General features: G+C 70.0%; 20 protein-coding genes. 10 read left to right on the top strand and 10 right to left on the bottom strand.

Annotated elements, in window-relative coordinates; translation table 11 throughout:
- Positions 1-5: 5 nt before the first annotated feature.
- The 6 genes from QSK37_RS42165 to QSK37_RS42140 all read left to right on the top strand — a co-directional run bounded on the left by QSK37_RS42165 (position 6) and on the right by QSK37_RS42140 (position 6,661).
- Positions 6-725, top strand: a complete 720-nt coding sequence (locus QSK37_RS42165) for a Clp protease N-terminal domain-containing protein (protein ID WP_285632796.1) — start codon at positions 6-8, stop codon at positions 723-725.
- A gap of 60 nt (positions 726-785) precedes the next feature.
- On the top strand, positions 786-1,907 hold the full coding sequence (locus QSK37_RS42160) for a 5-methyltetrahydropteroyltriglutamate--homocysteine S-methyltransferase (RefSeq protein WP_285632793.1): 1,122 nt from the start codon (positions 786-788) through the stop codon (positions 1,905-1,907).
- A 114-nt stretch (positions 1,908-2,021) separates the two neighbouring features.
- On the top strand, positions 2,022-3,539 hold the full coding sequence (locus tag QSK37_RS42155) for a hypothetical protein (RefSeq protein WP_285632790.1): 1,518 nt from the start codon (positions 2,022-2,024) through the stop codon (positions 3,537-3,539).
- A gap of 29 nt (positions 3,540-3,568) precedes the next feature.
- Positions 3,569-5,152: a serine/threonine-protein kinase gene (locus tag QSK37_RS42150; RefSeq protein ID WP_285632787.1), complete on the top strand. Its 1,584-nt coding sequence runs from the start codon at positions 3,569-3,571 to the stop codon at positions 5,150-5,152.
- Positions 5,153-5,379: 227 nt separating this feature from the next.
- Complete coding sequence (locus QSK37_RS42145; RefSeq protein ID WP_285632784.1) at positions 5,380-6,267, top strand: IS5 family transposase; 888 nt, start codon at positions 5,380-5,382, stop codon at positions 6,265-6,267.
- A 46-nt stretch (positions 6,268-6,313) separates the two neighbouring features.
- Positions 6,314-6,661 carry a hypothetical protein gene (locus tag QSK37_RS42140; RefSeq protein WP_285632782.1) on the top strand — a complete coding sequence of 116 codons (348 nt, stop codon included), beginning with the start codon at positions 6,314-6,316 and terminating at the stop codon, positions 6,659-6,661.
- 102 nt (positions 6,662-6,763) lie between these two features.
- On the opposite strand, the gene QSK37_RS42135 is transcribed toward QSK37_RS42140, so the two are convergent.
- From QSK37_RS42135 to QSK37_RS42125, 3 genes are all read right to left on the bottom strand, one after another.
- Positions 6,764-7,777 (bottom strand): bacteriocin fulvocin C-related protein, encoded by a 1,014-nt coding sequence (locus tag QSK37_RS42135; protein WP_285632778.1) that lies wholly within the window; start codon positions 7,775-7,777, stop codon positions 6,764-6,766.
- Positions 7,778-8,124: 347 nt separating this feature from the next.
- A complete protein-coding gene (locus tag QSK37_RS42130) occupies positions 8,125-9,261 on the bottom strand; it encodes a helix-turn-helix domain-containing protein (RefSeq protein WP_285632775.1) in 1,137 nt (378 codons plus the stop codon).
- 44 nt (positions 9,262-9,305) lie between these two features.
- Positions 9,306-10,025, bottom strand: a complete 720-nt coding sequence (locus QSK37_RS42125; RefSeq protein WP_285576765.1) for a hypothetical protein — start codon at positions 10,023-10,025, stop codon at positions 9,306-9,308.
- A gap of 130 nt (positions 10,026-10,155) precedes the next feature.
- On the opposite strand from QSK37_RS42125, the gene QSK37_RS42120 reads away from it, so the two are divergent.
- On the top strand, positions 10,156-10,554 hold the full coding sequence (locus QSK37_RS42120; protein ID WP_285632772.1) for a pyridoxamine 5'-phosphate oxidase family protein: 399 nt from the start codon (positions 10,156-10,158) through the stop codon (positions 10,552-10,554).
- A gap of 80 nt (positions 10,555-10,634) precedes the next feature.
- Positions 10,635-11,219, top strand: a complete 585-nt coding sequence (locus QSK37_RS42115) for a GNAT family N-acetyltransferase (RefSeq protein ID WP_285632769.1) — start codon at positions 10,635-10,637, stop codon at positions 11,217-11,219.
- 9 nt (positions 11,220-11,228) lie between these two features.
- On the opposite strand, the gene QSK37_RS42110 is transcribed toward QSK37_RS42115, so the two are convergent.
- From QSK37_RS42110 to QSK37_RS42080, 7 genes are all read right to left on the bottom strand, one after another.
- Positions 11,229-12,659, bottom strand: coding sequence for a gamma-aminobutyraldehyde dehydrogenase (locus QSK37_RS42110; protein WP_285576758.1), 1,431 nt, complete (start codon positions 12,657-12,659; stop codon positions 11,229-11,231).
- Positions 12,660-12,710: 51 nt separating this feature from the next.
- On the bottom strand, positions 12,711-13,517 hold the full coding sequence (locus QSK37_RS42105; protein ID WP_285632766.1) for an ABC transporter permease: 807 nt from the start codon (positions 13,515-13,517) through the stop codon (positions 12,711-12,713).
- Positions 13,514-14,404: an ABC transporter permease gene (locus QSK37_RS42100; RefSeq protein ID WP_285632763.1), complete on the bottom strand. Its 891-nt coding sequence runs from the start codon at positions 14,402-14,404 to the stop codon at positions 13,514-13,516. Before QSK37_RS42100 ends, QSK37_RS42105 begins: the two co-directional genes overlap by 4 nt.
- Before the next feature lie 9 nt (positions 14,405-14,413).
- Positions 14,414-15,616: an ABC transporter substrate-binding protein gene (locus tag QSK37_RS42095; protein ID WP_285632760.1), complete on the bottom strand. Its 1,203-nt coding sequence runs from the start codon at positions 15,614-15,616 to the stop codon at positions 14,414-14,416.
- 102 nt (positions 15,617-15,718) lie between these two features.
- Positions 15,719-16,777, bottom strand: coding sequence for an ABC transporter ATP-binding protein (locus QSK37_RS42090; protein ID WP_285576746.1), 1,059 nt, complete (start codon positions 16,775-16,777; stop codon positions 15,719-15,721).
- Between the two features lie 8 nt (positions 16,778-16,785).
- A complete protein-coding gene (locus tag QSK37_RS42085) occupies positions 16,786-17,958 on the bottom strand; it encodes an ABC transporter substrate-binding protein (RefSeq protein WP_285632757.1) in 1,173 nt (390 codons plus the stop codon).
- The gene (locus QSK37_RS42080) at positions 17,955-18,785 is read right to left on the bottom strand and encodes a sirohydrochlorin chelatase (RefSeq protein ID WP_285632754.1); all 831 of its coding nucleotides are present in this window, start codon (positions 18,783-18,785) and stop codon (positions 17,955-17,957) included. The genes QSK37_RS42085 and QSK37_RS42080 overlap by 4 nt, the downstream gene beginning before the upstream one ends.
- A gap of 412 nt (positions 18,786-19,197) precedes the next feature.
- Here QSK37_RS42080 and QSK37_RS42075 point away from each other — a divergent pair, with 412 nt between their 5' ends.
- The gene (locus QSK37_RS42075; protein WP_285632750.1) at positions 19,198-22,011 is read left to right on the top strand and encodes a sensor histidine kinase; all 2,814 of its coding nucleotides are present in this window, start codon (positions 19,198-19,200) and stop codon (positions 22,009-22,011) included.
- Complete coding sequence (locus QSK37_RS42070; RefSeq protein ID WP_285632749.1) at positions 22,011-22,415, top strand: roadblock/LC7 domain-containing protein; 405 nt, start codon at positions 22,011-22,013, stop codon at positions 22,413-22,415. The genes QSK37_RS42075 and QSK37_RS42070 overlap by 1 nt, the downstream gene beginning before the upstream one ends.
- Positions 22,416-22,427 lie beyond the last annotated feature (12 nt).

The following is a 22,427-nucleotide window of genomic DNA, read 5'->3' as shown; positions in this document are numbered from 1 at the left end:
TCGAGATGCCGAAGATCAACGTCTACCTGCCCGACGACCTGGCCGAGGCCGTCAAGGACTCGGGGGTGCCCGTGTCCGCGATCTGCCAGCGCGCGCTGGACCAGGCGGTCCGCCGGGTCAACTCCATCCGCGCGGCGGTCCTCAGCGACACGGGCCCGGAGGACCTGGCCTCGCGCCTGCCGAACTTCACCGAACGGGCGCGCACCACGCTCCGGCTCGCGGTGCGGCGGGCCCGCGAGCAGGGCGTGCCCGAGGTGGGCACCGAGCACCTTCTCGGCGGGCTGCTGGACGAGGGCGGCAACCTGGGCCTGCAGGTCCTGCAGGTGCTGGAGATCCAGCCGGACCAGCTGACCCGCGAGCTGGCGCGCGCGACCCCGGCCGCCGCCGAGGAGGAGGCGGGACGGCGATTCAGCGGTCCGGCCGCGAACGCGCTGGAGCTCACCGCCACCGAGGCGATCGGGATGCAGCACAACTACATCGGCTGCGAGCACCTGCTGGTGGCTCTGGCGCTGGAGCCCGACGGCACGGCCGGCAAGGTCCTGCGCTCGCTGGGCGCCGACGCGCGTGCGGTGCGCCGTACGGTCAGCGCGGCGGTCGCCGGCTACGCCCACCTGCGCGCGCAGAAATCGGCCGTCGATCCGCAGGCGGCGCTGGCCGCGGCCGTGCGCAGGGAGATCGAGCCGCTGATCCGCCGCATCGAACGCCTGGAGAGCGCGGCGCAGTGACTCGACGGTTCGGCGCGGGCGGAGCAGACTGATCAAACCGTCAACCAGTTGGAGGCGACGATGCCGGCACACGCGAAGCCCCCGTTCCGCGCCGACCATGTCGGAAGCCTGCTACGGCCACCGGAGCTCCTGCGCGCCCGCGAGGATGCCGCCGCCGGGCGGATCACCGCCGAGGAGCTCCGGGCCGCAGAGGACGAGGCCATCCGCGCCGTCGTGGCGATGCAGGAGGAGGTCGGGCTACGGACGGCCACCGACGGCGAGTTCCGCCGTACGACGTGGCACATGGACTTCATCTACCAGCTCGGCGGGATCGACCCCGCCGCCGGCGGGCAGATGGAGATCCACTTCCGCAACGAGGCCGGCGACCTGAACTTCACCTCGGCCGCGCTCAGCGTGCACGACCGGGTGCGGCTCGACCACACGATCTTCGCCGACGACTTCCGCGCGCTCCAGGGCTACGTCACGAAGAACACGCCGAAGCTGACCATCCCCTCCCCCAGCATGGTCCACTACCGCGGCGGCCCCGCGTCGATCGACCCGGCCGTGTACCCGGACGTGGAGGAGTTCTGGTCCGACCTGAGCGCGGCGTACGCCGACCAGGTCCGCCGCATCGGCGAGCTCGGCTGCACGTACCTGCAGTTCGACGACACCAGCCTCGCGTACCTGAACGACCCGTCCCAGCGCGCCGAGCTCGCGGCGCGGGGCGACGACGCCGAGCACATGCACCTGCGGTACATCAAGCAGATCAACGCGGCGCTGGCCGATCGCCCCGACGGCATGACGATCACCACGCACATGTGCCGGGGCAACTTCCGCTCCTCGTGGGTGGCCTCGGGCGGCTACGACTTCGTCGCCGAGGCACTGTTCGGGGAGCTGAACGTGGACGGCTTCTTCCTGGAGTACGACGACGCGCGGTCGGGCGGCTTCGAGCCGCTGCGGTACGTGCCGCGGGGCAAGAGGGTCGTGCTGGGCCTGGTGACGACGAAGCGCGGGGACCTGGAGTCCAAGGACACGCTGAAGCGGCGCATCGAGGAGGCGTCGAAGTACATCGACGTGGACCAGCTGTGCCTGTCCCCGCAGTGCGGCTTCTCCTCGACGGTGGAGGGCAACGTGCTGACGTACGACCAGGAGGTCGCCAAGCTCCGCCTCATCGTGGAGACGGCCGCCGAGGTCTGGGGCTGAGGCCCCGGGCCGGCGCCTTTACACAGTAAGGTTCAGGCAGGGTCCGCCTTGACTGATTGTTGAACTACTTCTTACAGTCGCTGTCAACGGTGACGATCGTCGAAGAGGAACAGGATGAAACTCCCCGGCATCCGGTACGGAGCCGCCGTCGGCGTTCTCGCCGTTCTCTCGGCGACGGGCGTCTCTCTCGGCACGACCCCGGCTTCGGCGCGGACCGGCGCCGGAGGATGCGTCGGCTCCACCGCGCCGCTGTCGGTCGAGGAGAGCCGGCTGTCCTGGGTCCTGCCCGACAACGACGACCCGTCGACTCCCCAGTCCGCCTCGTTCGCCGACCAGATGATCGAGGGCGGCGGCTTCCAGGGCTACGGGCCGGAGTTCACGCGGCGGCTGTGCCGTACCCGCGGTCTGGAGGCCGCGACGGCGCTGGTGCGGAGCGAGGGCGAGGCGCTCTGGCGGGCGGCCGTGGCCCGCGCCCAGCGGAAGGGCCGCGTCACGGGCGCCCTTCCGTACAGCGACGACCGCCCGCTCTACTGGACGCGTCTCCAGTCGACCGCCACCCTGCGCCGCTGGACCCCCGGCTTCGCGCTGTCCGGCACGCAGCGGTCCGCGCTGATCACGGCGTACGACCGGGCGTCCCGCGGCATGTTCGACATCCGGTTCCCCGCCGGCAGGGGCGTCCGGCGGGTCATCGTGAGCGGCTTCGACCCGTACACGCTGGACGGCGGCACCACCGGCAGCGCTCCGGGAACGGTGGGCGACAACATCCGGCACGGCAACCCGTCCGGAGCCACCGCCCTCGCCCTCGACGGCACCACGTACAGGACGAAGGACGGCCGGACCGCCGAGATCCAGGCGTACACGCTTCCGGTCAACTACACCGAGTTCCAGCAGGGCTATCTGGAGGACACCGTCGGGCCGTACATGCGCCCCGGCCCCCGGCGGGTCGACGCATCGATCACGGTGAGCCAGGCCGGCGACTCGGTGTTCGACCTCGAACAGTGGAACGGCCGCTACCACGGCGTCTCACCGGGCAACGACCACAGCCGGCCGTGCCCGACGGTGGGCGGCGTGCCGCAGCTCGCCGTCAACGAGCATGGTTGCGACTCGGCGGTCGTGGACCGCTGGGGCGGCCCGAAGACCTTCAGCCTGACCGACCCGCCGCAGTGGACCACCACCACGCTGCCGATCGCCCAGCTGATCCGCGCGAACACCGGCGCCCCGATCCCCCGGCCGCCCGGCGACGAGTGGCCGGACCCGTCCGTGGCCTTCGGCGTCGTCTGGCACACGAACTACACCGAGTTCCCGGACTGCGCCTCCACCCGGCAGGTGACCCGAAACAATCCGCCGCCGACGGACTACCCGCCGCCGACCGCGCCGACGCCGCCGGACCCGGGTTCCTGCTCGTACAGCGGCGGAGGCGGCAACTACCTGTCCAACGAGAGCGCCTACCGCAACACGCTGCTGCGCGACCGGATGGGCCTGCACATCCCGGCCGGCCACATCCACACGCCGGACATGCAGCACTTCGAGAGTTCGTTCAACGTGAGCGACCCGACCTTCGACGCCTGGCGCCGGGCCATCGTCGCCCAGGCGGGCAACCTCATCCACGTCGTCGCGGACAATGCGGGCTAATCCCCGGCCCGCGCCGTTATCGTTCGGGCATGAGTGATCGGAGGCGCCTTGCGGACCGGTACGTGCTACACGAACCCCCGATCGGCGCCGGCGGGATGGGGACGGTCTGGCGGGCGTACGACGAGTTGCTCCACCGCGAGGTCGCGATCAAGGAGCTGCGGCTGCCCGAGAGCCTGAGCGCGGCGGAGCGCGAGGCGCTACGGGAGCGGGCGATGACGGAGGCGCGCGCCGCCGCCGGTCTGCACCACCCGGCGATCGTGCCGGTCCATGACGTGCTCGACGAGGACGACCGGCCGTGGATCGTGATGCACCTGGTGGAGGGGCGGGCGCTGGACGAGGAGGTGACGGCCTCCGGGCCGTTGGACCCGCGCCGTACGGCCGAGATCGGCCTCCGGCTCCTGGACGCGCTGACCGCCGCGCACGCGAAGGGCGTCCTGCACCGCGACGTCAAGCCGCAGAACGTCCTGCTCGACGCCGATGGGAACGCCGTGCTCACCGACTTCGGCATCGCCGCGGTCACCGGCGCCACCCGGGGCCTGACCCAGGACGGCTCGCTGGTCGGCACCCTCGGGTACGTCGCGCCGGAGCGGTTGAGCGGCGGGAAGGCCGTACCCGCCTCCGACCTGTGGTCGCTCGGAGCGACGCTCTACTACGCGGTCGAGGGGCGGCCCGCCTATGGGGCGGACGATCCCGCCGCGGTCGTCGCCGCGGTCCTGACTAGCGAGCCCGACGCGCCACGGCGGGCCGGAGCATTGTGGCCCGTCATCCAGGGCCTCCTCGATCGCGACCCCGGCCGGCGCCTCGACCCCGAGGAGTCCCGGAGGCGGCTGCGAGCCGTGACCTCCGGGCGCTCGGACACTCCAACCGTTCGGCTTCCCGGGTCGGCCTCGAACCCGCCGACCAAGGTGGAGACCGCGCTCCTGCCGCCGCCGAGCCTGCGGGCACGGCTCCGCGACCGGATGGCGCTGGTGACGACCGGAGTGGTCGTCCTGGTCGTCGTCGCCGTGGCCTTGGCGAACTGGCTCGCGACGTCGAACGGCGGCTCCGCGACCGCGCAGGGCGGTGGCTCCACTCCCACGCCGGCGACACAGCCCTCGGCGTCCCAGGCCAGCCCCTCGCCCACTCCCCCGGCCGCCCGCTTCAGACTGGCGCCGAACGTGTGCAAGGGCCGGTCCAAGAAGTCGACGCCGATCAAGCAGTTGGTCCCGCAGGCCGCCCCGAATTATGAGAAGTGGACCGAGCTGTCGGACAATATCACCTGCAAATGGGAAAACCTGAAGAAGGGAGATGATAACTTCTCCTGGCCGGAATTGCAGATCTCCGCGAAGCGGTACGCCGATGTCGACAAAGCGATATGGGATTACTCGACGGACCACTCTCTCCATGCCGACGATGACGTCATCAGATCATTGACCGACATCGGCGATGAAGCGTTCTTCGCGCACAAGGAACGCGGATTTCCCGGGGTGGAGGTGGGCGTCCGGATCTCCAACGTGTTCATCGCCGTATCCTACGAATACGACTCGGACAAAACCATCAAGAAATCCGACGAGGAGAGGCTCCTCACCCTGGCTCGGCAACTGGTTCAGCAGACAGAGGCCACCGCCGAGTGAGCTCAAGGTTCTGCCGGTGAACGTACGCGCTCAGCGGCCCCTTAATGAGGTGCGCACCAGGAGAGCCCGGCTCATCTTCCCGTAGCCGACCCCGAGTTCTTCCGCTACGGACTCTATTGAAACAAGACCGCAACCCGGCACCACTCCCCCGGCATCGAAAGGGCTCCGCCCCTAGGGCGTGTTTTAGAAGTTGATCTCATGTGACTTGAGCTGGTGATCATCTTGGTGTGGGTCGTGGAGATTTGACCGATGAGCAGTGGGCTGTGCTGGAGCCGTTGTTGCCGGAGGTGTCGGGGCGTGGTCGTCCTGTGGTGTGGCCGCGGCGGCAGTTGATCGATGGGATCCGCTGGCGGGTCCGCACGGGTGCGCCGTGGCGGGATCTGCCGTCTCGGTACGGGCCATGGCAAACGGTTTATGGATTGTTTCGCCGTTGGCAGCGGGCCGGGGTGTGGGCCATGCTCATCACGGCGTTGCAGACCAGAGCGGATGCGGCCGGGCTGATCGACTGGCAGGTGAACGTCGATTCCACCATCTGCCGGGCGCATCAGCACGCGGCCGGAGCACGCCGTGATGGCGCAGGACAGAAAGAACCACCGGGTGGTGATGCCCACGGCGGGTCGGCCGAGCCTGCCGATCATGGACTCGGCCGGTCGCGCGGCGGATGGACGACCAAAGTCCATCTGGTGTGTGAGCAGCGGCAACGGCCACTGGCGGTCGTCATCACCGCCGGTCAGCGGGGTGACAGCCCACAATTCATCGGGCTGCTGGAGGCGATCAGGGTGCCGCGAAGCGGTCCAGGCCGTCCACGCCGAAGCCCGGACCGGGTCCGCGGCGACAAGGCGTACTCCTCCCGGGCCAACCGTGCGTACCTGCGGCGGCGCGGCATCAAATGCACCATCGCCGAACCGGCCGATCAGGCCCGCCACCGCGCCGACCGCGGCAGCGCCGGTGGCCGGCCACCGGCCTTTGACCGTCAGGACTACAAAGCCCGGCACGCCGTCGAGTGCGGCATCAACCGGCTCAAACGGCATCGGGCGGTGGCCACGCGCTTCGACAAGCTCGCCCTCCGCTACGAGGCCACCGTGCACATCGCCGTGATCGGTGAGTGGCTGTGATCTGGCCTGGCTCCCCATGGGATCCTCAGCCTGCAACCGGCCGAGCGTGACGGAGAAATCGATGGGCGCCGACTACTACATCGCCGACACCGAGAACGGCGACCACATCGACGACCCATCCGAAGACTCCTTGTTCATGCTGCTCACCGACCTGAACATCGCCGACAACACGTTCGTGACCATCAACCCCGCCGACGAGGAAGCCACCTGGTACGCCTCGGTGTCCCTCCTCGACGAGGGGACCTATGAGGTCGAAAACCGCGACGCCCGGCGACGCGAACACGAACTCAGCGTTCAGACCGACCGCAATCAGATCGCCCGTGACCTCACCATCTGGCTGGCCCGCCGCCACTACCCCGGCAGACCAGCGACACGCTCAACCCGGGACTTCTGAAACAGGCTCTAATGCTTTCGGTTGCCGTAACCGTCAAGAAGGCTTCGGCTTGACCGTCTGCCGCGATACGCGACGTACCGCGGCAGACGGTCGGTGGCGTGCTTACACGCAGCTGCCGTTGCAGGGGTGCGTCCAGAAGACGCCGCAGCCGGTCGGCTGGTACACGCAGGCGCCGATGACGGTGCAGTTTCCGCTGTTGCAGAAGTCCTGGCTGCCGTCCTCGGAGTCGAAGCACGGGCAGTCAGGGGCCGCCGCCGCCTCGGTCCGGGCGGCGGGCTTCGCCGACGGTGCGGCCGCGGTGCCGAGCGCGCCCAGCAGCGTGTGCACCTCGTTGTTGTTCCCGAACGCGGCGACGGCGTCCTTGTGCAGCGCGGCCAGCTTCTGCTCCGTGCTCCGCGAGGGTTTCGCCGCGAACGTCGACGCCGAGTCCTCCAGCATGAACCAGGCGCGGTCGATGACGGCGCTCTGCTGCTTGGTCAGGTTCGGATGCGCCTTGCGGTAGGCGACGAGGTGTTCCATCCACAGGTCGCGGCGGACGTTCACCGTGGAGGCGTTGAAGATCGCCCGGCGGTACCGCAGCGGGTACTTGATCACGTTCTCGTACGCGTGCGGCAGGTTCTTGCTGTGCTTCCGCACCCAGGCGAGGGCGGCCTGGTTCTCATCGTCGGCGAAGGCGGGGACCTTGCCGGCCAGCACCAGGCCGGCGGCCACGCCGGCGCCCGCGCCGAACCTCAGGAACTGGGCCCGGCCGATGGCGGCGCGGCCGGTGGGCGCGCCCGGCAGTTCGCTGGCGTGTCCCCGCGAGCGGCGCCGCAACGTGCCGAGGGCGTGGATGACGCGCACGCTGTCCGCGGGTCCCAGCCGGCGGGCGAGGGTCATGCTCATGGCGGCGCCGGTCCACGCGCGCACCCGGTCGCCGTCGACGCGCAGCAGGGTGGGCGCCCATACCGGGTCCGCACCCATCGCGCGTTCGCGCAGGCGCCGGACCTCGTCGTCGGCCAGCGGCCGCACCTCGAGTTTCCCCCGGCACGCGTGCTCCACGGCGTGGGCGATGTCCTTGCAGGTACCACATGTCGCGTCGAAGGCCAGAACCCAACGGTGCGGTGTACGGATCACGGGTCTCCTCAGTGCTCCGGTGTTTGAAGCGGTATGTCCGGATAATGGGTGTACGGGATGCTACTAGAGACACGTGACCGACGAAAGAATTTTCACCAATTTAGAAATGTCGTCGTAAGCCCGAAGTCACCACCCTCCATGCCTGGTCACGAGGGGCCACGCCATCTCGGCAACTGCAGCGAGCATATTTCGGAAAGGTTTTCATATTGGTTTGCCCGATTCGCGGGGCTTTGGCGGCCAAGCCAGATCACGAAACGGAAGCTTTCCAGTGGAATAAAGCGCGCGAATCGGACAACGGCTGCCGGACCGCCGGCGGTCCTCGTACGAGGCCGGTTCCAGGGCGAGTGTCAGTCCGGCAGGTCCGGGACCAGCGTCAGGCGAGGGCGGTCGTCGGTGACATGGCTCAGCAGCTCCCGCACCTCGGCGTACGGGAGGCTCAGGCGGGCGGCGAGGGAGTGTTCGGTCAGGCCGCGTTCGGCGCCCAGCGCGACCGCCTCGACGAGGACCGCCGGCCATTCCGTCGGGTAGTCGCCCCTCGGCTCGTCGCGGCGCCAGCCCAGCCGGGTCAGCGTCACCTGGGCCCGGCGGTACAGGTCATCGCCGATGCGGTCCAGCTCCCGGCTGCGGCGCAGCAACGCCTGCACCGACACTCCCCATGCCCGCTGGATCTCCAGCAGGCGCGCGAAGTCCAGGCGCGTCGGCAGCAGGTCGGCGATCTGCGGGGCCGGGGTGAGGAACTCGGCCGCGAAGCGGTTCGCCTCATGCTCATGCTGCCGGTCGCCCGGCTGGGCCTCGTCGTGGAGCAGCAGGTGGCCCAGTTCGTGGGCGGCGCTGAACCGGCGGCGCAGCGGGTTGCCCCGGTCGCGGGACAGGCAGATCAACGGCCGGTCCAGGCCCGACGGGCGGCAGGAGAACGCGTCGATGCGGTCGCCCGCCCCGAACCTCGCCATGCTCACCACCGCTCCGTTGGCCTCCAGCAGGCGTACGAGGTGGTGGACCGGGCCGGCGGGCAGTCGCCAGGCGGCGCGCAGCTCGCGGGCGGCGCTCTCCGGGTCGCGGGACAGGCGCGGGAGCCGCGGTTCCGGGAGGCGTACGACCGTCTGGATCTCGCGCACCGCCTCGGCCAGGTGGCTCATGGTCGCCCGCGCCTGGCGGCGTTCGTACACCCGGGTCGTGCGGAGACTGCGGAAGTGGGCGGCGTCCTCGGCGACCGGGAGCACGGGGCGGCCCGCCGCGAAGTATCCCACCGGAAGACCGAGCTCGGTGGCCAGCCGCGTCAGCGTCCCGTCGGCGAGCCGTGCCTGCCCGCGCTCGAACCGGGTGATCGCGGCGGCCGTCACTCCCACTCTGGCCGCCAGGTCGCGCTTGGTCAGGCCGCTCCGCTCGCGCGCCAGGGTGAGCCGGGCCGGGTCGAACGAGGCGGTGACGCCGGGGGCCGGGACCGCGGACAGGTGCGGCACGCCACCACCGCGTCGGGTGTCCACGTGCGGCCTCCTCCGTCCCCTTTCTTCACCAGCGGTCCCTCACCCTAGCCATCCGTGCCGGTCGACTCGGGGAAATCCACGCCTCCGTCGATGAGGCTGATGTCGAACTCCGGCGGCGGCGGAACGTCCGGCTCCACCGGGGACGGGCCGGACGGCAGTCCGTACGGGTGGCGGCCCGCCTCCACGTCGAGTTCGACGAAGCGGTCCTCGTGCCAGTAGACCAGGTCGCCGTGCAGGTGCGGCGTGGCGAGGAAGGCCCGGACCAGGCCCTCGTGCCGATTGCCGGCCCAGCCCAGCACTACGACGTTCGACAGGGGCACGGGCGGCAGGCCCTCGTAGTCGAGCATCTGCTGGCCGGGCGGCCCGCCGCCGACGATCCGCGAGCGGATGCCGGTCTCGTCGGTGACCGCGAGCCCCTGGTGCCGGTCGTCGCGCGTCCGGCCGTACCGCCACGGATAGATCAGCCAGTTGCCGCTCACGACGGTGAACGGCGTGCCGAGCCGGTCGGTGGGCAGGTGGACCTTGGCGCGCGGCAGCCGGTCCTTGACGATCCGGCCGAAGGTCTCGCAGAGGCAGTGGTAGCGGTCGGTGCCGTACGTGGTGTCGTTGGTCCAGTCGGCCAGGCGGAACCGCCACAGCGCCTGCCAGTGCGCGTAGTGCAGGCACGGCACGGCGTACGTCGTGAGCACCCGCGCCGTACGCGGGCCGAGGAGGGTGCCGAGCCAGTCGCCCGGAGCGGCCTCGGAGGTCGCAGGGATGGTCACGCGCCGGCCTCCTTCTCTTGATCTTCTCTTGGCGGATCCCAGACTCCCACTTGATCACCGACTGGGCCACCAGCGCCCCCGGCGTTTCGCCACAACACGTGCGCGGCCGCTCCGGCGATAGCGTGGGCGGATGACCCACGACGCGTTGAACGCGGAGGCGACGGAGTTCCTGCGCGAGCGTCACCTCGCGACGCTCAGCTCCCTGCGTCCGGACGGGTCGCCGCACGTGGTGCCGGTCGGGTTCACGTGGGACGCCGAGCGGCGGCTGGCCCGCGTGATCACCGACGGCGGCAGCGTGAAGGCGCGGCTCGCCGCGGGCGGCGGGCGGGTGGCCCTGTGCCAGGTCGAGGGACGGCGCTGGCTCACGCTGGAGGGCACGAGCACGGTCAGCGCCGACCCGGCGCGCGTGGCCGAGGCGGTGGCCCGGTACGCCGAGCGTTACCGCACGCCGCGGGAGAACCCGACACGCGTCGTCATCGAGATCTCCGTGGACCGCGTGCTCGGCTCATCCGGGCTGTTCTCCGCCTGACCGCTGCCCGAAGATACTGGCCGGATGCGGCGATCAAGGACGGGCCATCCACCGCGGATCGCTGAATAAGCTCTGCGGGCATGAGCGATCAACTGCGGCTGCGGCCGGTGGCCGAGGAGGATCTCGCGGTGATCGAGCGGCTCACCGGTGATCCGGAGGCCGTGGGGGAACAGAGCTGGCACGGATGGTTCGACCCGCGGACGTACCGGCGGCGCTGGGAGGAGACGGGGCTGCTCACCGACGACGGGGGCACGCTGATGGTCGCCGGGCCGGCCGAGCCGCTCGGCTTCGTGCAGTGGCGCCGGCAGCCGACGAACCGCGTCTCGTACTGCTGGAACATCGGCATCGGGATGCTGCCCAAGGTGCGCGGCCTGGGGTACGGCACGGAGGCGCAGCGGCTGCTCGTCGACTACCTGTTCGCGCACACGCAGGTCAACCGGATCCAGGCGGTGACCGAGATCACCAACACCGCCGAGCAGTGGGCGCTCAGCAAGGCGGGCTTCACCCGTGAGGGCGTGCTGCGCGGCTACGGGTTCCGCGACGGCGGGTGGCGTGACGCGGTGATGTACAGCGTCGTGCGCGAGGACCTCGGCAAGGAACGCGGCGACATGACGGTCCTGCGCCCGTCGCGCCGCGACCAGAACGGTCCGCGGCGCGACGGGTAGTCGCGGGACTCAGCCCTCGATGTTGGACATCACGTGCTTGATGCGCGTGTAGTCCTCGAACCCGTACATCGACAGGTCCTTGCCCTGGCCGGAGTGCTTGAAGCCGCCGTGCGGCATCTCGGCGACCAGCGGGATGTGCGTGTTGATCCAGACGCAGCCGAAGTCGAGCCGCTTGGCCATGCGCATCGCGCGGCCGTGGTCGCGGGTCCACACCGAGGAGGCGAGGCCGTAGCGCACGCCGTTGGCCCAGCGGACCGCCTCGTCCTCGTCGGAGAACCGCTGCACGGTGATGACCGGGCCGAAGATCTCGTCCTGGATCGCCTCGTCGTCCTGGCGCAGCCCGGAGACGACCGTGGGCTCGTAGAAGAAGCCCTGCTCGCGGGTGCGCGAACCGCCGGCGCGGACGGTCGCGTGCGACGGCAGCCGGTCGACGATGCCCGTGACGCGGTCGAGCTGGTTCGCGTTGTTCAGCGGGCCGTACAGCACGTCCTCGTCGTCCGGCAGGCCGGTCCTGGTCTCGGCGGCGACCGCGGCGAGCGCGTCGGCGAAGTCGTCGTGCACGCCGGGGCCGGCGAGCACGCGCGTCGCGGCGGTGCAGTCCTGGCCGGCGTTGAAGTATCCCGCCTCGGCGATGGCCGCGGCGGCGGCCTCGACGTCGGCGTCGTCGAACACGACGACCGGCGCCTTGCCGCCGAGTTCGAGGTGGACGTTCTTCAGGTCGTTCGCGGCCGAGCGTGCCACCTCCATGCCGGCGCGGACCGACCCGGTGATCGAGACCATCTGCGGCGTCGGGTGGTCCACCAGGAGACGCCCGGTGTCACGGTCGCCGCAGACGACGTTGAACACGCCCGGCGGCAGGAACTCCGCCGCGATCTCCGCCATGAGCGCGGTCGTGGCCGGTGTCGTATCGGAGGGCTTGAGCACGACCGTGTTGCCCGCCGCGATGGCCGGCGCGAACTTCCACACCGCCATCATCATCGGGTAGTTCCACGGCGTCACCTGGGCGCACACTCCGATCGGCTCACGCCGGACGAACGACGTGTGGCCGGCCATGTACTCCCCCGCCGACCGGCCTTCCAGGACGCGCGCCGCGCCGGCGAAGAACCGGATCTGGTCGACCATCGGGGGGATCTCCTCCGAGGCCGTCAGGCCGAGCGGCTTTCCGGTGTTCTCCGACTCCAGCGCCACGAGCTCGTCGGCGCGGGACTCGATGGCGTCGGCGATGCGCAGCAGCGCGAGCTGCCGTTCGGCGGGCGTCGTGTCGCGCCAGCCCTCGAAGGCGTTCGCCGCGGCCGTGAAGGCGGCGTCGACGTCGGCCTGGCCGGAGACCGGAGCCGTGCCGAACGCCTCACCCGTGACCGGGCTGATCAGGTCGGCGGTACGTCCGTCGGCGGCGTCGGAGTACGAGCCGTTGACGAAGTTGCGGACGGTGCGCTTCATTGCGTCCTCCCATGTGAACGTGGACGGCGCCGATAGGACTAGCCGGCGTGACTAGATGGCGCGGGTGTCCCCGGAGATGCGCTGGGCGATGTAGACCGGCACGACCGACAGCACGATGAGCGCGGCGGCCACCACGTTGACGATCGGTGCCTGGTTGGGCCGGAAGAGGTTGTCGAAGATCCAGATGGGCAGCGTCTGCACGCCGGCGCCCGCCGTGAACGTGGTCACGATGATCTCGTCGAACGACAGCGCGAACGACAACAGGCCACCGGCCAGCAGCGCGGACCGCAGCAGAGGGAACGTAACGTACCGGAACGTCTGGAAGGTGTCCGCGCCAAGGTCGGCCGAGGCCTCCTCGACGTTCGTCCCCAGCCGCCGCAGCCGCGCCAGGACGTTGTTGTAGATGGTCACGATGCAGAACGTCGCGTGCCCGACGATCACCGTGAACAGTCCCAGCTGGATCCCGAGCGGTGACAGCACCGTGCGGAACGCGTTGTTGAGCGCGATGCCGGTGACGATGCCGGGCAGCGCGATCGGCAGGATGACCAGCAGCGACACGGTCTCCCGGCCGAAGAACCGGTAGCGCTGCACGGCGAACGCCGCCATCGTGCCGAGCACGCAGGCGATCGCGGTGGCGCCGAGCCCGGCCTTGACCGAGGTCCACAGCGCCGACCGGACACCGCCGTTCTGCCAGGCGCGCGACCACCACTCGCCGGTGAAACCGGCCGGTGGCCAGCCGAACGTCCGGTCGGCGTTGAAGGAGTTGATCAGCACCACGAACAGCGGCACGTAGATGATCGCGAGCCCCACGATCATCGCCACGCGCAGCGCGATCCGCGTGCCCCGAGACAAATTCACAGATTCTCCAGGGCTCCGGTGCGGCGGACGGCGAGGAGGTAGATGACCATGATGGCCACCGGGATGGTCGCGACCGCGGCGGCGAACGGCAGGTTGTTCGCCGTGCCGACGTTGTCGTAGACCACGTTGCCGATCAGCTGGCTGCGCCCGCCGACGATGCGGACCGCGATGTAGTCCCCGAGCGACAGCGAGAACGTGAAGATGGAGCCCGCCACGGCGGCGGGGAAGACCGTCGGCCACACGACCGTACGGAACGTACGGAAGGAGCGCGCGCCCAGGTCTCCGGCCGCGTCGATCAGGGAGTTCGGCAGCCGCTCCAGCCCCGCGTAGATGGGCAGGATCATGTACGGCAGCCACAGGTAGGCCAGCGTGATGGTGGTGGCCAGCAGCCCGTACCCCGGGGCGTGGCCGCCGACCGGACGAAGGAACCAGTCGAGCACGCCAGAGCCGGAGAACATGACCCGCCAGGCGTACGCCTTGACCAGGTAACCCGCCCAGAGCGGCGTCAGCACGGCGATGACCAGCCAGCGCTGCGCGCGCGGCGAGGCGATCTTGGCCATGTAGAACGCCATCGGGAAGGCCACCAGGCTGTCGATGACGGTGACCGCGATCGCCACGCCGACGCTGCGCAGCGTGATGGTCCGGTAGACGCTCTCGTTCACCAGGTCCTGGAAGTTGCCCAGGTCGAAGACCTTGACCACGTCGCCGGTGAACTCGTTCGTGGTCCAGAACGCCGTGACGAACAGCGCCGCGAGCGAGCCGAGGTAGGCGACCACGAGCCACAGCAGCGGTATGGACAGCAGCCCGGCGAGCCGGATCGAGGGCCGCCGGTGGAGCAGCCCGGCGAACCGGCGAACCGGCCCGCCGGGCGAGGTGACACTCGTCATGGGGAGACGTCAGCCCTTGATCTGGGTCCAGGCCTGCGTCCACTTGGCGTAGTCGACGCACTTGACGTTCTTGCGTCCGTCAAGGCACTGGGAGATCGGGGTGTTCCAGTAGTGCACGTTCTTCCAGTACGGCTCGTCGGCCGCGTGGAAGGTGTCGCAGAACTTCTTGTCGCTGGTCTCGGCGCACGCCTTGCTGTTGGACGGCGCCTCGCCGAACCACTCGGCGACCTGGGCGTTCGGCTTCGGGGAGACGATCCAGTCCATCCACTTGTAGGCGCAGTTCGGGTGCTGGGCCTTGGCGGCGACCATCCAGGTGTCCGACCAGCCGGTCGAGCCCTCCTTCGGCAGGACCGTCTCGACCGGGACCTTGTCGGCGGACAGACCGTTGGCGATGACCTGCCACGTGGTGCCGAGGACCGTGTCACCGCTCTTGAAGGACTGCTGGGACTTCAGGTAGTCCGACCAGTACTCGCCGACGTTGTTCTTCTGCTGCTTGAGCAGGTTGACCGAGGCGTCGAACTGCTTCTGGTCCAGCGCGTACGGGTCCTTGATGCCCAGGCTCGGCTGGGTGGCGGACAGGTACAGCGCGGCGTCGGCGATGTAGATCGGCGAGTCGTAGGCGGTGATGTGGCCCTTGTACGGGGAGTTCGCGTCGAAGACCACGCTCCACGAGTCCGGGGCGGGCTTGACCTTGTCCGTGCGCCACATGAGGAGGTTCGCGCCCCGGCCGTGCGGGATGCCGTACGCGACGCCGTTGACGGAGTTCCACGGCTTCATCTTCAGACCCGCGAAGATGTCCTTGTAGTTCGGCACCAGGTTCGTGTTGACGGGCGCGACCGAACCGGCGGCGATGAGGCGCAGCGACGCGTCACCCGAGGCCGACACGGCGTCGTACTGGCCGGTCTTCATCAGGTTGACCATCTCGTCGGACGTACCGGCGATCTTGGTGTTGACCTTGCAGCCGGTGGCCTTCTCGAACGGGTGGACCCAGTCGACCGACTTGTCGTTCGAGCCGTCCTCGGCGTAGCCCGCCCAGGCCACGAGGTTGACTTGCCCCTCGCCCTGGCCGAGGGACTGCAGGGCGGGAATCTTCGGAGGCGTGAAACCGGCGACGCTGTCGCCACCGCCCTTGGAGCTATCGCTGTTGCCGCAACCGGCCGCCAGCAGCGAAACGGCAGCCATCGCGACGACCGCGAGGCGCGTGAACCGCATGGGAACTCCGATCAGAATGGGGGGTTTCGGGGAGGGAATTCCGGTAGACGCCGCGATGAGGGGACCGCGGCGCAACGGTCGGCCGGACCCGCCGACCGGGTGTCACATCGGACCGGTGATGGAGAACTCGTGCTCCCGTCGCCATGCGAGCCTGACCCGGGCATCGCGCAGCTTGAGCACATCCATCGATGAGGCCTGCAGATTCTGCTGCACGGCCACCAGCCGGCCACCCGCGTCGAGGTCCACGACGAACCGGGTGGCCGCCCCCGCGTAGACGACCTCCGCGACCGTGCCGGTCGCGGAGTTCTCGTCTCGGGGCAGTTCCGCGTCGAGCCGTGTGTCGACGCGAAGCTTCTCCGGGCGGACGCTGTACACGCCCTCCCGGCCGAGGATGTCCAGGGCCGCCTGGCCCTCGATGAGGTTGGAGGTGCCGACGAAGCCCGCGACGAACGGCGACGCCGGCCGTTCGTACACCTCCGCGGGCGTGCCGACCTGCTCGATCCGGCCCGCGTTGAACACCGCGATGCGGTCGCTCATCGTCAGGGCCTCCTCCTGGTCATGCGTGACGAACAGGAAGGTGATGCCGATCTGCCGCTGGATGGCCTTCAGCTCGACCTGCATCTCCTCGCGGAGCTTGAGGTCGAGCGCGCCGAGCGGCTCGTCGAGCAGGAGGACCTTGGGCCGGTTGACGAGCGCGCGGGCGAGGGCGACGCGCTGGCGCTGGCCGCCGGACAGCTGGCCGGGCTTGCGCTTGTCGTAGCCCTCGAGGCGTACGGTCCGCAGGGCCTGCAGCGCGCGCTCGCGGCGCTCCTTGGCGGGCACCTTCTTGACCTTGAGGCCGTACTCCACGTTGGCCAGGACGTTCATGTGCGGGAAGAGGGCGTAGTCCTGGAAGACCGTGTTGACGTCGCGGTCGAAGGGCGCCAGCCCGGTGACGTCACGCCCGCCGAGCCTCACGCTGCCCTCGGTCGGCGTCTCGAAGCCGGCGATCATCCGCAGCACGGTCGTCTTGCCGGAGCCGGACGGGCCGAGCATCGCGAAGAACTCGCCGTCGCGCACGTCCAGGTCGACGCCGTCGACCGCGGCCACCTCGCCGAAGACCTTCCGGACTCCGCGCAGGCTCACCGCGGCCGACACGTCACCGCTCACGTCTGTCGTCATGTCACTCGTCAACCCTTGATCTGCGACCAGATGTCGGTCCATTTGGAGTAGTCGACACAGACCGCGCCGCGCGAGTCGCCACAGTCCGCGACCGGAGTCTTCCAGAAAGCCAAGCGACGGTAAAAATCGACGTCGTTGGCGTGGAATTCGGCGCAGAAACCTTTCGCGGCGAACTGACATGCCTTAGGATTCGCCGGCGCCTCACCGAACCACTGGGCGACGGCGGCCTGGATCTTGGGCGCGCTGATCCAGTTCATCCACTTGTACATGCAGTTCGGGTGCTCCGCCCGGGAGGCGATCATCCAGGTGTCCGACCACCCGGTGGCGCCCTCCTGGGGGATCGTCGTCCCGATCGGCGCGCCCTCGGACTTGGCGAGCTGCGCGGTCACCTGCCAGGCGGTCCCCGCCCAGTTGTCGCCCGCCTTGAACGACTGGATCTCGTCCAGGTAGTTCGACCAGTACTGGTTCACGTTGGGGCGCTGCTGCTTCAGGAGGGCGACCGCGGCGTCGAACTGCTCCTGCGTCAGCTCGTACACGTCGGTGATCTTCAGGTCCGGCCGGTGCGCCTTGAGGTAGAGCGCGGCGTCCGCGATGTAGGTCGGCGAGTCGTAGTCGACGACGTGGTCGGCGGCCGGCGACTTCGGATCCCAGACGATGCTCCACGAGGTGGGCTTCTGGCTGATCTTGTCGGTCCGGTACGTGAGGTAGTTCGCGCCGTAGCCGTGCGGGACGCCGTACATCTGGCCCTTGACCGAGTTGTACGGCTGGTTGCGCAGGTACGAGGCGATCTCGCCGTAGTTGCGCAGCAGGTTGGTGTTCACCGGGGCGACGGTGCCGCCGTAGATGAGCCGCAGCGAGGCGTCACCGGAGGCCGAGACGCCGTCGTACTGCCCGGTGTTCATCAGCGCGACCATCGAGTCGGAGGTGTCGGCCACCTTGGCGTTGACCTTGCAACCGGTCTTGCGCTCGAAGGGGGTGACCCAGTCGACCTTCTTGTCCGTCGAGCCGTTCTCGGCGTAACCGGCCCAGATGACCAGGTTCAGAGCGCCCTCGGACGCGCCGATCTCCTGTTGCATGGCGACCTTCGGCACCGCCGCCTGCTGCCCGGAGCCGGAGTCGGACCCGCAGGCCCCGACCGCCAGAACGAGCGCCACCGCGCAGGCGAGCCTGATGAGCTTCATTCCTGCACCTCACCAATGAACGGTTCCATGGCCACTTCGTAACGGAGGTTCACGAGCCGGACCACCGACCCGTGCGCGCCGAGGGGCGCGCCGCAGCCCAGGCCGGCCTCGGCGGCGAGTTTGGCGAGCTGCTCGTGGTCGAGCTCGGGGCCGATGACGTACGGCGCCACGGCGATCCGCTGGGCGCCCGCCTCGCGGAAGCGGGTCACCGCGTCCGCGACCGTCGGCGGGCCGTCGACCGCGGCGGCGACCACCGGAACGGCGAGCCGGGCGGCGAGAAGGACGGCCGTCATGTCGGCCTCACGCGCGGCCTCGGCGCCGCCGACCGCGGCCACGATCACGCCGTCGGTCGCCGCGCCGATGCTGAACTGCCGGATGCGGTCCGCCCGGGCCAGCCCGGCGTCCGCGAGCCGTACGTGCAGCGCCTCGGCGAGAAGGGGGTGCGGGCCGAGCGGGTCGGTGACGACCACACTGTCCGGCTTCACCCCCGCCTCGTCGATGCCGGCCTGAATCCGGGCGTACGTGCGGGCGTGCGGGCCGGTGATCAGGGGCACCACCACGGCGGCGCGGTCCTCGGGCAGTCCGCGCATCACGTCGGTGAACGTGGAGCCGAGGAGTCCGACCCGGACGTCCAGTTCGGACCGCGCGGTACGAGTGAGCGAGGCGATCTCCTCGGCGGTGTCCGGGTCCTCGCCGGGAACCGCCAGCACGAGGACGGGGGCGTCCGGCGGAAGGTCTGCGGACGCCGGCCGGCGGTGTCGCCCGCTGGGCAACGTTGAGCGCCCGCGTACAGGGAGCGTCTCCGGGGGCTGGTCGTCATAGATCACGATGGCGGAGTCTAGAGGTTGTCCTAGCGGCTCGTGGGGCCCTTGTGACCGAACGTCCGATATTTATGTCTCGGCCGGGCCGCAGCACATGGGCCGGTCAAATGCCGTGTCACCAGGCAATACCTGAGCTGCTGACCCGCCGTTTCGGTACATGTGGCAAGCGCTCGTTAGGGACATATTTACGGACATGGTCGGGCTTCAGACCCGTGCGTAGTAGAGTCCTGCGCGTTCGCTCGGGTGCCCCTCCGTCATCGGTGTCCCCTCCGTCTAACTGAAAGTCGAGCCTGTCGCGGTGCAATCAAAGGACCGTCGAGTGGGATCAGATGCCAGTCAGCGGCCGCCCCGGTTCCAGGCCGGCCGCGTTTTCCGTTCAGTCCGCTTCAAGATCATCTTGCTGCTGATCGTACCTCTCGTGTCTTTGAGCACGTTGTGGGCGTTCGCGGCGAGCATCACGCTGGGCGACGGACTCAACCTGCGCCATGTGAACACCATTCAGGACCATCTCGGATATCCCTCCGGAGCGCTGGGCAGCGCCCTGGAACAGGAACGACGGCTGTCCATGGTGTTCCTCGGCAGCAAGTCGGACAGCGACCGGGCGTCGATGGAGTCCGGGCGGCTCGTCACGGACCGGCAGGCCGAGCAGTTCCGCCGCCTGGCCGTCGACAAGGGCACCCAGAACGTGATCAGCCCGCAGGCGCGCGAGTGGACCAAGGAGATCCTGCAGTACCTGGACAACCTGCCCGCACGTCGCCGGCAGATCGACACCCGGGCCACCAACCGCTCGCAGATCTTCACCCGCTACAGCAGCGCCATCTCCACCATCAACCAGCTGCAGGCCTCGCTGGCGACCCTGAGCGACCCCGGGGTGACCAAGGACGCCGGCACGGAGGTCGCCCTGGCCCGCGCCCGTGAGGTGCTGTCGCAGGAGGACGCGCTGCTGTCCGGCGCGCTCGCGGCCGGCCGGCTCACCTTCGCCGAGCACGTGCAGTTCACCAAGCTCGTGGGCACCCAGCACAACCTGTACAACGACGTGCTGCCCGACCTGCGCTCCGACGACCGCGCCCTCTACCAGCGGATCATCTCCACCCCCGAGTACGCCCGGCTCGAGTCGCTGGAGAACCGCTTCACCGACCACATGCCCATGTCCCCGCCGAAGACGACCATGGGCGGCATGAACGGCATGGGAGGCGCGAACACCACGACCTCCGGCGCGCAGATCACCGCGGACACGCCGGTGCAGTGGAAGACCACCGTCTCCTCGGTCATCACCCGGTTCCGCGGCCTGGAACTGGGCGCGACCGCGGCCGCGAGCGACCGCGCCAAGCCGATCGCGAACGGCATCATCCTGCGCGTCGCCCTCGCCGGTGCGCTCGGTCTCGTCGCGGTCATCGCCTCGCTCGTCCTGTCGCTGTGGGTCGGCCGCTCGGTCATCCGCGAGCTGACCGGGCTGCGGCGCGCCGCCCTCGACCTCGCCAACGAGCGGCTGCCCGGCGTCATCCGCCGGCTGCGCCGCGGTGAAGAGGTCGACGTGGCCGCGGAGGCGCCGCCGCTGTCGTTCAGCACCCGTGAGATCGACCAGGTCGGCCAGGCCTTCAACGCCGCACGGCGCACCGCCATCCAGGGCGCGGTCGAGGAGGCCGCGCTGCGCCGCAGCATCAGCGACGTCTTCCTGAACCTGGCGCGCCGCAACCAAGCGCTCCTGCACCGTCAGCTCAGCCTGCTCGACACGATGGAGCGCCGGATCTCCGAGCCGGACGAGCTGGACGACCTGTTCCGCCTCGACCATCTCGCCACCCGCATGCGCCGTCACGCGGAAGGCCTGATCATCCTCTCCGGCCAGGCGCCCGGCCGAGGCTGGCGCAACCCGGTGCCGGCGGTCGACGTCGCCCGCGCCGCCGCCGCCGAGGTGGAGGACTACGCACGCGTCACCGTCGCCGCGATGCCGCAGGTGGCCATCGCCGGAACGGCCGTCGCCGACCTCATCCACCTGCTCGCGGAGCTGATCGAGAACGCCACCCTCTACTCCCCGCCCGACACGACCGTGCAGGTCACCGGGCAGATCGTCGCGCACGGCTTCGCCCTCGAGGTGGAGGACCGCGGCCTGAGCATGGACCCGGCGGCGCTGGCCGAGGCCAACGAGAAGCTGGCCCGGCCGCCGGACTTCGACCTGTCCAACAGCGCACAGCTCGGCCTGTTCGTCGTCAGCCGGCTCGCCCAGCGGCACTCGATCCAGGTCACGCTCCGCACGTCTCCGTACGGCGGGACGACCGCGATCGTCCTGCTGCCCGACGGCATCGTGGTGCGCAGCGGCGAGCAGGGCGAGCTGGAGCCCGGCGGACGGCTCGCGATGACCCGCCGCGGCGAGGACGCGCTGGTGCCCATCGGCGCGATCGGCCCGCCGTCGTTCGGCGACCGCGGCAGCGGCCCCGAGACCGGTCCGATGCCGCTGAACGGCGGAGGTGAGCGGCCTCCGCTGCCGCAGCGCCACAACGGCACGCCCCCCGGCTTCACCCCGTCCTCGCTGAGCACGCCTTCGTACGACGCCGGCGGGTCGAGCAACGGGTCGCGCCCGGCGCCGCAGGACACCGGCTCGTTCGGCACCCCCTCGTTCGGCTCGGCCGCGAACCACTTCGAGACCGGACCGGCGGACCCGTACGAGACGGACCGGCGCGGAACCGGCCACGACCCGGCGCCGTACGAGACGAACGCCTTCGACTCCGGTCACCCGGAATCGCCGTCGTTCGGCGGCGGCGGCTACGCGCCCGGCGACAGCGGGTACGGCTCCGACACGGGCCAGTGGAACCTCCCGTCGACGACGGAGGACACGGGCGGACGGCCGGCGCTACCGCGGCGCCACTCCGAGCCGACCGCGCCGTCCGCGCCGGGCCCGGCCTCCGGGCAGCGCCGTTCGCTGTTCGAGCCCGCGGGCGAACCGCAGGCCGACCCGGCCGACCCGTCCGGTCCGGCCACGGAGCAGCCGCCCGCGCCCGCCTCACCGGGCGACGCGCCGAGCGGCTCCGGCAAGCCCTCGCTGCCGCGGCGCGTGCGCCAGGCGAGTCTGGCACCGCAGCTGCGGGAAGAAGCCGAACCGATCAGTGAAACCGCGAGCGATGAACGTTCGCCCGAGGAGCTCCGCACGATGCTGAGCTCCATCCAGAAGGGCTGGCTGCGCGGTCGCTCGGACGCCGAAGACACCGCCACCGGCCACGAAGAGGAGGACATCTGATGTCAGCGGGTTCTGCGGGGGAACTCAACTGGCTGCTGGACAATCTCGTCAACCAGGTCGCCCAGGTGCACCAGGCGGTCGTGTTGTCCAGTGACGGTCTGCTCGTCGGAGCGTCGACGGGTCTGACTCGTGAGAACGCCGAGCATCTGTCGGCGGTCGCGGCCAGCTTCCAGAGTCTGGCGCGCAGCGCCGGACGGCAGTTCGGCGGCGGCGCCGTACGCCAGACCATCGTCGAGATGGACCACGCCTTCCTGTTCGTCACCGCCGCCGGGTCGGGCGCGTGTCTCGCCGTGCTCGCCGGTTCCGACGCGGACGTGGGCATGATCGCGTACGAGATGGCGATGCTCGTCAAGCGGGTGGGCCAGCACATGTCCACGCTCCCCCGCTCGGCCGTGGAATCGTGACGTCGGATGAGC

It is taken from the genome of Actinoallomurus iriomotensis, from assembly GCF_030269445.1.
Lineage (GTDB): Bacteria > Actinomycetota > Actinomycetes > Streptosporangiales > Streptosporangiaceae > Actinoallomurus > Actinoallomurus iriomotensis.
This window is presented reverse-complemented; position numbering and strand designations above follow the sequence as displayed.

Coding starts and splice junctions, on each gene's coding strand:
- QSK37_RS42165 (WP_285632796.1), top strand. CDS start 6: ATGCCGAAGATCAACGTCTACCTGCCCGACGACCTGGCCGAGGCCGTC.
- QSK37_RS42160 (WP_285632793.1), top strand. CDS start 786: ATGCCGGCACACGCGAAGCCCCCGTTCCGCGCCGACCATGTCGGAAGC.
- QSK37_RS42155 (WP_285632790.1), top strand. CDS start 2,022: ATGAAACTCCCCGGCATCCGGTACGGAGCCGCCGTCGGCGTTCTCGCC.
- QSK37_RS42150 (WP_285632787.1), top strand. CDS start 3,569: ATGAGTGATCGGAGGCGCCTTGCGGACCGGTACGTGCTACACGAACCC.
- QSK37_RS42120 (WP_285632772.1), top strand. CDS start 10,156: ATGACCCACGACGCGTTGAACGCGGAGGCGACGGAGTTCCTGCGCGAG.
- QSK37_RS42115 (WP_285632769.1), top strand. CDS start 10,635: ATGAGCGATCAACTGCGGCTGCGGCCGGTGGCCGAGGAGGATCTCGCG.
- QSK37_RS42110 (WP_285576758.1), bottom strand. CDS start 12,659: ATGAAGCGCACCGTCCGCAACTTCGTCAACGGCTCGTACTCCGACGCC.
- QSK37_RS42100 (WP_285632763.1), bottom strand. CDS start 14,404: ATGACGAGTGTCACCTCGCCCGGCGGGCCGGTTCGCCGGTTCGCCGGG.
- QSK37_RS42095 (WP_285632760.1), bottom strand. CDS start 15,616: ATGCGGTTCACGCGCCTCGCGGTCGTCGCGATGGCTGCCGTTTCGCTG.
- QSK37_RS42090 (WP_285576746.1), bottom strand. CDS start 16,777: ATGACGACAGACGTGAGCGGTGACGTGTCGGCCGCGGTGAGCCTGCGC.
- QSK37_RS42085 (WP_285632757.1), bottom strand. CDS start 17,958: ATGAAGCTCATCAGGCTCGCCTGCGCGGTGGCGCTCGTTCTGGCGGTC.
- QSK37_RS42070 (WP_285632749.1), top strand. CDS start 22,011: ATGTCAGCGGGTTCTGCGGGGGAACTCAACTGGCTGCTGGACAATCTC.